The sequence below is a fragment of the Hyphococcus sp. genome, assembly GCF_041986965.1.
Classification (GTDB): domain Bacteria; phylum Pseudomonadota; class Alphaproteobacteria; order Caulobacterales; family Parvularculaceae; genus Hyphococcus.
The window spans coordinates 1-12878 of sequence record NZ_JBHIXB010000007.1 but is presented as its reverse complement, the minus strand read 5'-3'; the positions used below and the strand labels follow the sequence as shown (position 1 = coordinate 12878).

General features: G+C 59.8%; 13 protein-coding genes. 5 read left to right on the top strand and 8 right to left on the bottom strand.

Annotated elements, in window-relative coordinates:
- Positions 1-43: 43 nt before the first annotated feature.
- From ACFC5L_RS18220 to ACFC5L_RS18210, 3 genes are read right to left on the bottom strand one after another with little or no spacing between them, the layout of a single operon-like run.
- On the bottom strand, positions 44-1738 hold the full coding sequence (locus ACFC5L_RS18220; protein ID WP_375204406.1) for a ParB/RepB/Spo0J family partition protein: 1695 nt from the start codon (positions 1736-1738) through the stop codon (positions 44-46).
- Between the two features lie 3 nt (positions 1739-1741).
- The gene (locus tag ACFC5L_RS18215) at positions 1742-2005 is read right to left on the bottom strand and encodes a hypothetical protein (protein ID WP_274493771.1); all 264 of its coding nucleotides are present in this window, start codon (positions 2003-2005) and stop codon (positions 1742-1744) included.
- Positions 2002-3027 carry an ArdC family protein gene (locus ACFC5L_RS18210; protein WP_274493772.1) on the bottom strand — a complete coding sequence of 342 codons (1026 nt, stop codon included), beginning with the start codon at positions 3025-3027 and terminating at the stop codon, positions 2002-2004. The genes ACFC5L_RS18215 and ACFC5L_RS18210 overlap by 4 nt, the downstream gene beginning before the upstream one ends.
- A 729-nt stretch (positions 3028-3756) precedes the next feature.
- On the opposite strand from ACFC5L_RS18210, the gene ACFC5L_RS18205 reads away from it, so the two are divergent.
- The 3 genes from ACFC5L_RS18205 to ACFC5L_RS18195 all read left to right on the top strand — a co-directional run bounded on the left by ACFC5L_RS18205 (position 3757) and on the right by ACFC5L_RS18195 (position 6470).
- On the top strand, positions 3757-4602 hold the full coding sequence (locus ACFC5L_RS18205) for a type IV toxin-antitoxin system AbiEi family antitoxin domain-containing protein (RefSeq protein ID WP_274493773.1): 846 nt from the start codon (positions 3757-3759) through the stop codon (positions 4600-4602).
- A complete protein-coding gene (locus ACFC5L_RS18200; RefSeq protein WP_274493774.1) occupies positions 4592-5509 on the top strand; it encodes a nucleotidyl transferase AbiEii/AbiGii toxin family protein in 918 nt (305 codons plus the stop codon). The genes ACFC5L_RS18205 and ACFC5L_RS18200 overlap by 11 nt, the downstream gene beginning before the upstream one ends.
- Before the next feature lie 136 nt (positions 5510-5645).
- Entirely contained in the window at positions 5646-6470 is an 825-nt protein-coding gene (locus ACFC5L_RS18195) for a 4'-phosphopantetheinyl transferase family protein (protein WP_274493775.1), read from the top strand.
- Here ACFC5L_RS18195 and ACFC5L_RS18190 read toward each other — a convergent pair.
- Positions 6467-6703, bottom strand: coding sequence for an MbtH family protein (locus tag ACFC5L_RS18190; protein ID WP_274493776.1), 237 nt, complete (start codon positions 6701-6703; stop codon positions 6467-6469). The two genes, ACFC5L_RS18195 and ACFC5L_RS18190, sit on opposite strands and share 4 nt — an antisense overlap.
- A gap of 144 nt (positions 6704-6847) precedes the next feature.
- Between ACFC5L_RS18190 and ACFC5L_RS18185 the strand changes: the two genes are divergently transcribed.
- Positions 6848-8125, top strand: coding sequence for an amino acid adenylation domain-containing protein (locus ACFC5L_RS18185; RefSeq protein WP_274493777.1), 1278 nt, complete (start codon positions 6848-6850; stop codon positions 8123-8125).
- A 49-nt stretch (positions 8126-8174) separates the two neighbouring features.
- Positions 8175-9349 (top strand): IS3 family transposase gene (locus ACFC5L_RS18180; RefSeq protein ID WP_375204405.1). Its coding sequence is split into 2 segments (ribosomal slippage): positions 8175-8445 and positions 8445-9349, totalling 1176 coding nucleotides; the frame shifts between segments, so codons are not numbered across the junction.
- Here the strand turns inward: ACFC5L_RS18180 and ACFC5L_RS18175 are convergent.
- The 4 genes from ACFC5L_RS18175 to ACFC5L_RS18160 form a co-directional block, all read right to left on the bottom strand.
- Entirely contained in the window at positions 9230-9541 is a 312-nt protein-coding gene (locus ACFC5L_RS18175; RefSeq protein ID WP_375204409.1) for an RNA polymerase sigma factor, read from the bottom strand. The genes ACFC5L_RS18180 and ACFC5L_RS18175 overlap by 120 nt on opposite strands.
- Positions 9542-9674: 133 nt before the next feature.
- Positions 9675-10961, bottom strand: a complete 1287-nt coding sequence (locus tag ACFC5L_RS18170; protein ID WP_375204404.1) for a TolC family outer membrane protein — start codon at positions 10959-10961, stop codon at positions 9675-9677.
- Between the two features lie 19 nt (positions 10962-10980).
- Positions 10981-12294, bottom strand: coding sequence for a hypothetical protein (locus ACFC5L_RS18165; protein WP_375204403.1), 1314 nt, complete (start codon positions 12292-12294; stop codon positions 10981-10983).
- Positions 12281-12878, bottom strand: a 598-nt coding sequence (locus tag ACFC5L_RS18160) for an efflux RND transporter permease subunit (RefSeq protein ID WP_375204402.1), incomplete at its 5' end; no start/stop codon positions are given. The genes ACFC5L_RS18165 and ACFC5L_RS18160, both read right to left, overlap by 14 nt.

The window sequence follows — 12878 nt, the reverse complement described above, 5'->3', positions numbered from 1 at the left end:
ACTGACGAGGCGAAGCGCGGAATGCGCCCCGCCCCGTGATCACCTAGCCCGCAAAAAGCGGCGCGATTTTCTCGGCGCGTTTGACTGCGCCGGGTTGCCCGGCTTGCGTATAGGAAAGCGCTGGAAACTGCAGCCAGCGCGGGCGCCAGTTCGGCGTTTTTTCGCGCCCGTTCCGACCGTCGAGGCAGTCGCGAATGATCGCTTTCTGGGCTTTCGCCGTCGCATCGCGGTTCGCCTTCGCAACGTTGTCGCCCGCGATATCGGCGAGCATGGCGTTGGTCATGTTTTTATCGCGCAGAAGCTCGAAGAATGCGTCGTCCGGCGTCATCCAGTCGGCGATATCGATAGGCACAACGCGCGCGAGACAGTCCACCGCCTCATGACCGGCGGCGACGATTTCCGCCGTGACGAAGGTCAGAATCCGCTCGATATCGCCGTCGGAAAGCGTCATCATTTTTGCGAAAATCGACGCCAATCGCCAGCCGTCTTCATTGCCGCCCGTGATAAAGGACGACTCGTCAAAATCGAGTAATTGGCCGATTTCGGCGCGCTCTTTTTCGAACGCCTGTTGCCCTTTCGAAGCCGCAATACTCGCCCCCGTTTTCTCCTTTCGCGTCGCCTGTCTCTCGGGCTGGCAACGAATATTCGGCCCGCCCGCGATCAGATGCGCCGCCAGCAAACGCAGCGCAATTTGAGGCTGTTTCAACAGCATCGCCCGCGCGGCGGCGTGGCGGTGAAGGTCCACATAATTCTCCAAAGGCGCTGAGCATTCGGGCCGCTCAGTGCGCTTGTCTGTTTTCGCCGCGCTCTTTTTCCGCCGGGGCGCATAGCCCTTGATGAACGCAACTTCGCCAGAATGGCGCACTTCGACGAACACTTCCCCGCCTTGCTTTTTGGCGAGTTGATCGTACTCCCATGAATGGAAAAACTCTCCGCGCGGCAGGATCGTCACCTTACTCCAGCCGCTTGAAAGCAACTTGTCGCGCTCGGCTTCAATCGCCGCTTCCTGACACACCCAGAACTTTTCGGCGTCAGCGAATACCGAACGTTCGCCGAACAAATCCTCGAAAATATCGCCGTCATAATTTTCCAGCGAAAAGAGCGCCGCGCCGGTTTCAATCTCGCCGCCGCCCAAGAGCCAGCGCTTCAACGCGGGCCCACGCGGCGCGCGCATCTCCGCCGATTTGAACATTTCGAACCATTCGCGTTGCTTGGCAACGCTGGCGAGGGTGAGCGCGGTGATGCTGGCCCCGTCGATCTCGTCGTCGGCATAGGCTTTGCGGATGCCGGGAATGAGGCTCGCCAAGGCCAGGCGGCGCCTCACCGTGAGTTCCGTCACCCCGAATATGCGGGCGATTTCTTCAACGCTCTTGCCTTTGTCGTTGAGCTTTTTGAACGCCTCGAACTCCTGCATTTCATCAGGCTCAAGGCGCGCGGTGTTTTCAAGAATCGAGGCCTCCACGGCGGCGGCGTCATCGCTCTGGCTAAGCACCCGGCAAGGCAAATCGCGCGCCTCGCCGGTCTCGATTGCGATTGTCTTCGAGGCCAGAAACCGCCGCCGTCCGGCGACGATTTCGAAATGGTCAGGCTCGCCATTGGGCCGCACAAGCAGCGGCACCAGAACGCCGCGTTCGCGGATCGACGGCAGGATGTCGTCCAGAAAAGGCTTTTTGCGCGATGCTCTCATATTGAGCGCCGAGACCGCCAATCGGTCGAGCGGGATTGTTTGCAGTTCCATCCTTCATTCTCCTGTTGCTGATGGTTCGGGATTTCGCGCCGCCTCACGGGTCAAGCGGCGCAATTCATCGACAAGGTCGATCTGGCGGCGGGATTCCAAGTCAAAGAGTCCCATGTCGCAACGTTTTTGCGCGGCGCGGGGCGCCAAGGGCACCGCCGCGAGAACGAGAAGCCGATCGCGCAAGGTGATCGGCGCGACGCCGCGCATCAGCGTTTGCGACCCCGCGTCCGTTTCTTCTGCTTCCGGCTTCTCGTCACGCGCGCTCATGCTGCGCGCTCCATCGCAGAGGCTTGCGGCTCCGGCGCCGGATTCTCATAGGCCAGAATGAAATCCGCCGCTTTGGAGGCGAGCGAGGCCGCGTTGAAGATTGCGCGGTTGTCTTCTTTCAGGACTTCAAGCCATGCGCCCAGATAATCTGCATGGCGGACGGTCGGCGTAATCGAAAGCGATGCGCAGACAAACGCGCTCGCCATTTCGGCGACCAGTTCTTCCCTTGCATAGCCGTGCGATCCGTAACGGCCTTTGAATTCGCGACCCAAACGCGAGGCGTGGCCGGTCCAGTGACCAAGCTCGTGAAAGCAGGTGCGGTAATAATTGATCTGCTCGAAAAAAGCGGGTTGCGGCGGAACGCGAATAAAGTCTTGGCTCGGTACATAAAACGCCTTGTCGCCGCCGATCCGGAAATCGGCGTCGGTTGCCTTGATAAGATTCTCCGCGCGCGGGATCGCTTCGCATTCCGGCAGGGGCTTGGCGCCCGCCGTCAGTTCCGGCGGCAAGCCCTCGCATTGCGCCGCGTTAAAGACGGTATAGCGTTTAAGGAAAGGCACGAAAGCGGCGTCGCCGCCCTCTTTCTCGACTCTGGCCTGCTCGTCCTTCGGAATAAACTTGTCGGCGTAAACGACCATGGCGCCGCGCTCGCCCTTCATCACCGAACCGCCCAAGGCTTTCGCCTGCCGAAAGGTCAGCCAAGTCTGGCCGGAAAGGCCGTTCTCAATGGCGGCGCCCCACAGCAACAGAATATTGATCCCGGAATAGGCGCGGCCTGTCTGGGCGTTCTTCGGCAGACCTGCGGTTATGGTCGCTGCTTCACCTCTTGCGGCCCACGGCTGCGCCCATGGAAAGCGTCCGGCTTCCAGTTCCTTCACGATCTTTGTTGTGACTTCGGTATAAAGATCAGCGCCCGGCTTTTTCTTTCCTGAACGCCGACGTGGCTTCGCGCCGCTGCTCGCCGCGTTCTTTCGCTGGGCGGCGCGGCTGGGCGCATCAGTTGCGGTTTCAAGTGATGTCATGGCTGCTCGCTCCTTGCCTGCCCGCCACAAATTCCCCCGGGACGGCGGGGGCGGCGGAAACGGGGCGAGCATGAGCGCCGGGTATTGGAGGCCGGGGCGCAACCGGTTTGGTAGGATGAGAAAAACAATCGAGACGGATAAATAGCCAAAGCGGTTGCGGCGCGGCCGCCCGGCGCTATTCGCCCCGTCTTCCGTTCCGCCGCCCCCGCTGTCCCGAGGGGAATGACCAACAAGCCGCGGGGCGAAGCCCCGCGTCCGTCAAAAGGCATGCTTTTGACCCCGCGCGATGCGCGGGCCTGCGGCAGGGATCGTCACCGGCACGGCGAAGACGACGAATTCACTTGTTGAATTTGTCGGCTTCGGGCCGCCAATCACGCATGATTGGCGCGCCTAGAGCCCGGCGCCGTCAGGCGGCCGCCGTAACACTTAAAAAGCGCCAAGAGACCCGACGCCGCCAGCGTTCAGTTCACTGATTTTTCCAATATCGGCTTAAACCCATGGACCGGGAGCGTAAGAGCGCGCGTTCCCGATACGAAAACAGGCCCGGCGCCCTCCCGTCGCCTGTGTGACATTCCTGACAACCCTGGCCGTTGAATATGTCAATTACTCTAAATTTGCGGCGATAAACGCCGTACTTTCAGCACTTGTTAAACTTCTCGATATGTCATAGATGTGACATCTACTTATTTTGCGGCGATGATCGCCGCAAGCTGACAAAAAGGCGCAAAAATGCCCCTCAACGCCGAACAGCGCACGCGACTGCGGGAAGACGCGCCTTTCGGGCTGTTCGTGACGAAGGAATGGCTGTCGGGCAAGGGCTACGCCCGGCACAGCATCGATAATCTGGTCAAATCCGGTCAGCTGATCTCGCTCCGGCCGGGGGTCTATATCCGGCCCGATACGCAGCTGGGCTGGGAGGGCGTTGTCTGTTCCCTGCAGCGCATGGGCGGCGACCTTTCGGTCGGCGGGCTGACGGCGCTCGAACTTCATGGCCTTGGCCACTATCTCGCCCTGTCGGAAACGCGTCGCATCGTCCTCTTTGGCGCCGATCCCCTGCCCTCCTGGATCAATCATCTCGTCAGGGACGTCACGTTCGAGAAACGAAGCGAGGCGCGTCTCTTTGCAGCAAGCCCATACGCCGAGACTGATGATGATCGCGAAGACGCGCAGGAGCGGCGCCGGTGCAAAAAGCGCGATCCCGCCATGGCCGGACTCACCACTATGCAAATCGCGGAGCATTTGCCGCCGCTGTCTTTGTCGACGCCGGAGCGCGCAATCCTCGAAGTGCTGTTCGACGTGCCCAAACGCGTATCATTCGAACATGCCGATCAGCTCTTGCAGGGGCTTGCGACCCTGTCGCCGCGCCGGCTGGAAACCGTTCTTAACCTATGCGTCAATATCCGGGTGAAACGGCTTTTCTTCTGGTTCGCCGACCGTCATCAATTCCAGTGGCGCGCGCGTCTTGATCCGAATGATTTCGGTCTCGGCCGAGGCAACCGCGTGGTCGCCAAGCCCGGCCGCCTCGATCCGACTTACGCCATCACTGTCCCTGAGAGTTTCGCAGATGATGCTTAAGCGTCAGGCCTTCGAAGAGCAGGTTCGCCTTCTTGTGCGCGTGCTTCCCTATGTTGCGAGAGAGACTGATTTCGCGCTTAAAGGCGGCACGGCGATCAATTTCTTTCTTCGCGACATGCCGCGTCTGTCGGTTGATATCGATCTTGCTTATCTGCCGCTGGAGCCGAGAGAGACGGCGCTGCCGAAGATCCGGGCGGCGCTCGCGCGCATCGGCGAACAGCTGATGGCGAGTTCTCCCGCCATCGCGACCATCGATCCGCCGGCCGTGCGGGAAAACGAACTGCGGCTCCTCATCAGGCACGGACGGACGCAGGTGAAACTTGAACTGTCTCCGGTTCTGCGCGGAACAGTATTCCCGCCGGAGACACGGACTATTGGTCCCGCTGTCGAAAACGCGTTCGGCTATGCTGAGATGCAGGTTCTGTCGCATGCGGACCTTTACGCCGGAAAGATTTGCGCTGCACTAGATCGCCAGCATCCGCGCGATCTCTTCGATATCAAACTCCTTCTTGAGAACGAAGGCGTCGACAGAAAGCTGATCGACGCGTTCCTTGTCTATCTCATCAGTCACAATCGCCCGATCGCGGAGCTGCTGGCGCCGAACCCGAAGGACGTAAAATATACTTACGAAGCGGAATTTGCGGCGATGACGGCCTTGCCGCCCACGCTTGAAGATCTCTATCAGGCGCGGGGCGATCTTCTGCAACGCATTCACGAGAGCCTGACGGAGAAGGACCGCGCTTTTCTGATCTCGGTGAAATCAGGAGACCCCGACTGGTCGCTGCTCAATACGCCTAACGCCGAACAGCTACCGGCGGTTCAATGGAAACTTCAGAACATCCGCCGCATGACAAAAGATCGCCGAAACGAAGCGCTTGCGCGTCTTCGCATTGTCCTTGGCGCGTAACCGATCCCGACGGAAAGCAGCCGGACGCACACCCTTGAAAAAACCAAAGATGTTCCCCGTCAGCGAGTGAGGGACATATGGGGGTTTTTGCTTAAGGAGGATTTCTGGTTCATCGTAGCCCATCAAGGGAGCGAAGATGAAACAGCAATCCGGGCTGCATGAGACGGTCGAACAGCATGTAAAGGACATCCGCCGCGTTGTTCGTACAATCGGCGAGCTACAGCACGATGAGAAGTATACCTATGCTTGGGCGCTGGCAGGCTCCTCCAGGTCGGCGCCAGATGTCCTGCTCTCTCCGGACCTCCTTCCGCGGGTATCGCCCGACGGTGCAGTCTTGCTCTGGGCCGGAACCAGCGAGGCGCCGGTCGGAGACCTGCTGCAGGCGTGCGAACGGATCTTGTCATCCGACGAAATTATCCGGGCCCGGAGCTTCCGACAGGAGGAGGATGCGCGCAGCTTCGTCACGGCACATGCTGTGCTGCGATTACAGCTTGCCGCACATCACCAATGCTCTCCTTCCGAATTGCTCTTTGCCACCGGCCCGAACGGCAAGCCGCATCTCATCGGGATTGCTGGGCGTAAGGCTCGCTCATGGCTCCACTTCAATCTGTCCCACACGCGGGGTCGGGCGCTGATCGGCCTGTCGACCGCGCCGATCGGTGTTGATATCGAACAGATCGAAGAGTTTCCGGATATGCTGGAAACCGCTGACCTCGCCTTCACGCCGGAATCACGTGCGATCCTTGCTGCCTGTACTGGCGACGTCCGCACGCGACTCTTCTACCGTTTCTGGACACTGGGCGAAGCCTTCATCAAGGCGACCGGCCTTGGCATTTCACAGGGGCTCGACACCTTCGCCTTCACGCCGAGCGTACCGCCGCGCCTCACACGGATTACGCCGGGCTATGGCCAGGTCTCCGACTGGTATTTCGGTCTGTTTGGATACGCCGCGTCCGGTTAGTCGTTTGCCTGACGCTGACGCTCGTCTTCTTCCATCTGCCGGATCAGGCTTTTCGGTCTCATGTCGGTCCAGTTCTCGTCGATCCACGCAGAACAAAGCGCTTTCGATCCTGTCGGCCCGACCTGCTCCCAGCCAGGTGGCACATCGATGAAGTCGGGCCAGAGTGAATGTTGGCCTTCTTCATTCACAAGGATCAGGAATGTCCCGTTTTCATCGTCAAATGGATTTGCCATGCTATCCCCTTCCACGTCCGGCTATCATTAATCTGCACGATTAACAGTTTTGCGTATACGAGGCTCATGCGGCAAGTCCATTCCTTTGAACTAGGCCATCCGGGCGCCTGGCCGTCGGCTTTGGTTCCTGAGGGGGACGGGACGTTGACGGGGCTTTTGTCGGCGGCGGGTGCGGCGCATGGCGCGGCGACGGCGCTGGTGTTGCCGGACGGGGAGACGGTGAGCCATGGCGTGCTGCACGCGCGGGCGCGGCGCATCGCCCGGGCCCTGGCCGCGCGCGACATCGGCCCGGAACGCACAGTCGCTCTGCTCCTCGACGACCCGGCTGACCTGCCCGAAGCCGTGCTCGGCGTCCTGGCCGCCGGCGCCGCCTTCCTGCCCCTCGACCCGGCCAGCCCCCCGGCCCGGCTGGACGCCCTGCTGCAGACCGCCCGCCCGGATCGCTTGCTGACCACACAAGCCCTGGCCGCCCGTCTTCCGGACGCCCTGCCGCAAGGAACCCGCCTGTTCTGCCCCGGTGCGCCGGAGACGGCGGCCGCCCTCGCCGCCCTCGATGACAGTCCTCTCGCTGCGGAAGAACGCACCGCCCCCTTGCATCCGGACCAGGCCGCCTATGTCCTGCACACCTCCGGGTCCACCGGCGCGCCCAAGGGCGTCGTCATCTCCCAGCGCGCCATTGCCGCTTATGTCCGCACCCTCTCCGGCCTGATCGGCGAAGACGCCGCCCATATGCCGCTGTTCACCGCACCAACCTTCGACCTCACCCTGACCAGCCTGTTCGTCCCGCTGGTAATGGGCGGCGCGCTCACCCTTTGCCCTGCAGGCCGGCCCGAAGAGGCCCTGGCCGACATCTTCGCCCCCGCCAGCCCGACGCGCGCCGTCAAGCTCACGCCGTCCCATATCACCCTGCTCGACGCCCTGCCGCCCCCGCCGACCGGCGCGTCCAGCAGACTGCGTCTGGCGATCGCCGGGGGCGAGGCGCTGACCCCGGCCCATCTGCACCTGCTGCACGTCCATGCCCCCGGCCTGCGCGTCCTCAACGAGTACGGTCCGACTGAGGCCACGATCGGCGCCGTGGCCGCTTTCGTCACCCTGACAGAAGAGGAAGGCGGGACCACCCTGCCGATCGGGCGGCCCTATCCCGGCGCCGGCGCTTATGTTCTCGACGACCGGCTGCAGCCCTGCCCGGTCGGCGTGCCGGGCGAGCTGTATCTCTCAGGGCCGGGCCTGGCGCGCGGCTATCGCGGCCAGCCAGGCCTGACCGCAGAGCGGTTCATTGCCAACCCCGCCGGACCGCCCGGCGCCCGCCTCTACCGCACCGGCGACATCGCCGCCTGGCGCGCCGACGGCCAGCTCATCTTCCACGGACGCGCCGACGACCAGATCAAGATCCGCGGACACCGGATGACCCGACCCCTTTGAACGCAGCCGCCTGAAGGTAGTAAAATGGCTGCATCAAAGGAGAAGAAGAATGTCTGGAAAGAGATATTCACCTGAAGAAATCATAGCGAAGTTGCGCGAGGCTGAAGTTTATCTCGCCGAGGGCGTCAAGGTCGGCGAAGTGATCCGCCGTCTGGGCGTCAATAAGATCACGTATTACCGGTGGCGTCAGGAGTACGGCGGGATGAAGGTTGAGCAGGCGAAAAAGCTGAAAGACCTTGAGAAAGAGAACGCCAGATTGAAGCGGCTACTAGCGGACGCTGAACTCGACAAGGCGATCTTAAAGGAAGCTGCGGAGGGAAACTGGTAGGGCCCTCGCGCAAGCGTGAGTTCATTGAACATGCCTGCGGCCGGCTCGGCGTCTCTGAACGCCGGGCCTGCCGTTTGTTGAAGCAGCATCGCTCGACGCAATGGCGCAAGCCGGTGCGTGCCGACGATGAGGATGCGCTGACCTTCGCCATCATCGAGCTGGCGACCCGCTATGGACGCTATGGCTACAAGCGGATTACGGCGTTGCTCAGATCTGATGGCTGGCATGTGAACCACAAACGCGTTGCGCGGATCTGGCGGCGCGAGGGCCTGAAAGTACCGATAAAACAGCCGAAACGCGGGCGGTTGTGGTTTAATGACGGCTCTTGCGTTCGCTTGAGGCCACAGCATCGCAATCACGTCTGGGCTTATGACTTCGTTCAGGACCGGACACGCGATAATCGCAAGTTCCGCATGCTCACGGTCATCGATGAGTTCACCCGTGAATGCCTGGCGATCAAGGTGAAGAGACGTCTGAATAATCAGGATGTTCTCGACGTGCTTGGAGAGCTGATGGTCCAGCGCGGCGTTCCAGATCACATTCGCTCAGACAACGGAAGTGAGTTCCGGGCTAAGGCGCTGCGCAAATGGCTCGGCAATATCGGCGTGAAGACACTTTACATCGAACCGGGAAGCCCATGGGAAAACGGTTACAACGAGTCCTTCAACGGCAGGCTGCGCGATGAATGCCTGAAGGTAGAGCTGTTCAACAATCTGATGGAGGCGAAAATTATCATCGAAATGTGGCGCAGACATTACAACACGGTGCACCCGCACTCATCGTTGGGGTACAGACCGCCAGCGCCGCAAACCATCATTCCGGCTGATCTGGCTCCCGCAAACTGGGAGCTCCCGCCAGATCAGCCTTCCATCCGAAGCAATCTCATGGTTACATAAAGACTGGCTGCGCCATCGGGGTTTCGTCAGTTGTTCAATTTCCTGACGCTCCGCTGCACAGAGCGCTCGAAGAATAACTTCCTGTGTCAAGTCCTCGGCGTCCGCCCGCGAGCTCATGCGTCGCAGGAAGTAAGCACGCAGTTCTTTCTCATACCTGATGACCGATCGGACAAATGCTTTTCCTTTCGACATATTAATGATTCGCAAAAAGTAATGAGTATTCGCAGTCAAACTTCGCCTGACTGGCCGACTCTTGCCCATAAAGCGCATAATGCGAACTGTTAAATGTCAAAATAGCCAGTTTCGTGCGCAATGAAGCGCCTCCTTATTCTTGAAGGTGAATCGCACCGATTGATGCTAGTAGCTCATAAGTCGCTGCCCGCGCATCGCGTTCTGCGTTCGCCAACGCCACTTGCGCGTCAAGATATTCTTGTTCAGCATCGAGCACGTCCAACGTAGTGCGCACACCGACCTCGGCTTCGCGCCGTACGCCGTCGAGGGCCAGCGCGTTGGCCCGCACTTGCGTTCGCGATGACACAATGTTCGCGCGTGCGGCCGCAAGTCGCTGCCAGCTAATCGTCACGCGCGCATCGACCTGCCGTTCGGCCACGGTGATGCGGCGGCGGTCTGCACTATTGACGGCGCGCGCCTCCCGCACGCGCGAAAGGCGAAGGCCGCCAAGAAAGATCGGCGCGGTCACGCGGACGCCATAAGCGAAACGTTCATCCTGCTCGATGAATGACGACGGCTCCTCGGCATATTGATATTCCGCCCGCAGGGACACTGTCGGCGAAAACGCGCCTTTTGCGATAGCGACGCCTCGGCGTGACGCTTCTTCCCGCATTTGCGCCTGCGCGATGACAGGCGAGAGCTCCCGCGCAATGGCCTTTGCCTCATCGAGCGTGGCCGGCGTATCAGGCATGCCCGGCGCCTCCTCAAGACTCCCGGGCATTTGCCCGATGATTTCAGCAAATGCAGCGCGGCTGATTGCGAGCAGCGCCTGCGCGTTGGTCATCCGGGCCCGCGCCTGCGCGAGGCGCGCTTCGCTTTGCGCAACATCTGTTTTTGTGACTTCGCCGATTTCAAAACGAAACGCGATCTCTTCGAATTGCTTAATTAAAACCTGAACGTTGTTTTCTGTTGCCCTGTAAACGACCATGTCGCGTACGACGTCGAAATATGCCGCCGCCGCACGGTTAAGTACGTCCTGCTCGACAAGGGAAAGCTGAGCGCCGCCGGCTTTCGCGCGCGCCTTCGCTTGCCGGATGGCGTTGACGTTGCGCAATCCCGCAAAGATTTGCTGCTCGCCCTGCACTTGTGCGGTCGCCGTAGTCAGATCGAAATTGCGATCCTCCGCCCCGGCGCCGAAAACTTCGCTGCTAATTGACTGGGTATTATCGACCTCCTCATAACCGGCGCCAGCCGTTATCTGCGGAAGGCCGCGTGCGCGCGCCTGGGCGACGCCTTCACGCGTTGCGTTAAGCTGCGCGCGTTCTGCAGCGATTTCCGGATTCGCGGCGAAGGCCAGCGACAGGGCCTCCTCCAGGGTTTCGGCACTCGCAACGCCGTTCACTATCAACAAAAGTATCGACAAAGAGACAGATGTGAACATTCGTATTGCAGATATCATATCAATACCCGCCCATTGGCTCGGAGATCTTTTCATCTTTCGCACCAGGGCGATCATCCTGCGTTCGGCGAAGGGCGTTTGCGAGGGCTTTGCGATAGGACTGCAGGCGATGAGGAAATGGATTGTCCCATTTGATTGTAACTGGTGTCCGCGCTGCAATATCAGGTTCCTCGCCTCGAGGAATAGACACCATCTTGCCAAAATGATTGCCTTCAACACAATTTATAGACGGTCCTCCTGGGCGCCAAAGATTGGGTACAGGATCGCCTTCCTTGATGATTGAGTACGTAAGATCAGTTAAACCGTGAACCGTGTAGACATCTATAGGATTGACGGCGCCGCCACTGACCCGATTGCAGCCTTCATCCCGTGGATAAAGTGCAAGGGGCGGCGAATAAAGATAGGCCGCTCTAACACGAAACGGCCAATTGCGTTCCGGCGCCGCGACAGCCCAGCCGCCTGCAGGCTCTCGGATCCACGTCATGCCGTTGAATGCGCCAAGCGCGCTTTGCGCAACGCCCGCGCCAAGACTATGTCCGGCGACAACGAGTTCAATTGGATCAGAACGTGTTGGATCGGCAACATCATATGTGCAGATAAAGCCGGCGAGCGAAACTGTCTTCCGGTCCGGAGCCCTATCCGATTTGGCTGACTGACTGCATTCTTCCTCAAGCTCCGCAAGCGATTTTGCCTGTAAGAAAAAACCGTCGTTTATCAAAATTGCGATACCTTCGCGAAAACCGCCGTGCCCGCGAGGAATATATGGTTGTCCTGCGACCGGCTGATCTTCGGCGGCGCCAGCTTTCAGGCTTTGCAGAAGGTCACCAGGCCCCGCCGCCGCATCTATCCCGGGAAAATACACTATAATGCGATGAGAACTGGGCTTTGAAAGAAGATAAACGCTCGGAAACGTAGTTAACGATGATAATCGGGGACGAAGATAAGCGGCATTATAGGAAAGCGCGCCGAAATCGCTTAGCGCAGCCTGGATTTTCTCTTCCTCCTCGCCTTCCATGGAATCGCAATAAGCAATCTCGCCAATCACGGCTGAGACAGTCATTTCTGCAAAAATTTTTTCGATTGCATTATCTGGATCGCGTCTGGTCTGCTCAACGACAGCCAAAGCATCGCGGCCCGCGAGCAAGATTTCGTTATCGACGCAATTAGCACTTCGACTTTCCTGAATGCGGACGGCGTCAAGCGGAGGCGCCCAATAGTGTTGATCCGTCGCGCACGCCGAAACCAGAATCCCGAGCAAGGCAAACACCGCCGCTCTTACCATCGACGCGCAACCACTCACTTTAAACATTTGCATGCTCTCGTGCCCCTCGTCTGCGATAGAACTTAGTAACTACCTGCGAAATAAGTTGCTTGACGTCGCCCGGGACCATGTAAGCCGCCGGCACCACGAGTAGCGTGAGAATTGTCGACGATGAGAGCCCGCCGATGATCAGATAACCGAGTGCGTTTCTCCATTCCGCGCCGTCGGATCCTGAAAGCGCAACCGGGATCATGCCGAATATGGCGGCGAACGCCGTCATCAGCACCGGCCGCAATCGCTCCGGGCAGGCCTTGAGGATCGCCTCGCGCGCCGGCGCGCCTTCCTCGCGTAGCTGGTTTGCGCGATCTACGAGCAGAATGCCGTTTTTCATGACGATCCCCATCAGCGCGATGAGGCCGATCTGCGCGAACAGCGACATTTCCTGCCCGCCAAAATAAAGCATGGCGAAAGCGCCGGAGAACGACAGCGGCGCCGTCAGCATGATGACGACCGGCTGCACAAAGGAGTTAAACTGACTAGCGAGTACGATATAGAGCGCGACCATCGCCAATCCGAAGGCGAAAATGATCGCTGAAATCGACTCATTCATCCGCCGCACAGATCCCTCATAGCTTATC

Coding starts and splice junctions, on each gene's coding strand:
- ACFC5L_RS18200 (WP_274493774.1), top strand. CDS start 4,592: ATGATGCTTAAGCGTCAGGCCTTCGAAGAGCAGGTTCGCCTTCTTGTG.
- ACFC5L_RS18195 (WP_274493775.1), top strand. CDS start 5,646: ATGAAACAGCAATCCGGGCTGCATGAGACGGTCGAACAGCATGTAAAG.
- ACFC5L_RS18205 (WP_274493773.1), top strand. CDS start 3,757: ATGCCCCTCAACGCCGAACAGCGCACGCGACTGCGGGAAGACGCGCCT.
- ACFC5L_RS18220 (WP_375204406.1), bottom strand. CDS start 1,738: ATGGAACTGCAAACAATCCCGCTCGACCGATTGGCGGTCTCGGCGCTC.
- ACFC5L_RS18175 (WP_375204409.1), bottom strand. CDS start 9,541: ATGTCGAAAGGAAAAGCATTTGTCCGATCGGTCATCAGGTATGAGAAA.
- ACFC5L_RS18165 (WP_375204403.1), bottom strand. CDS start 12,294: ATGCAAATGTTTAAAGTGAGTGGTTGCGCGTCGATGGTAAGAGCGGCG.
- ACFC5L_RS18190 (WP_274493776.1), bottom strand. CDS start 6,703: ATGGCAAATCCATTTGACGATGAAAACGGGACATTCCTGATCCTTGTG.
- ACFC5L_RS18210 (WP_274493772.1), bottom strand. CDS start 3,027: ATGACATCACTTGAAACCGCAACTGATGCGCCCAGCCGCGCCGCCCAG.
- ACFC5L_RS18215 (WP_274493771.1), bottom strand. CDS start 2,005: ATGAGCGCGCGTGACGAGAAGCCGGAAGCAGAAGAAACGGACGCGGGG.
- ACFC5L_RS18170 (WP_375204404.1), bottom strand. CDS start 10,961: ATGTTCACATCTGTCTCTTTGTCGATACTTTTGTTGATAGTGAACGGC.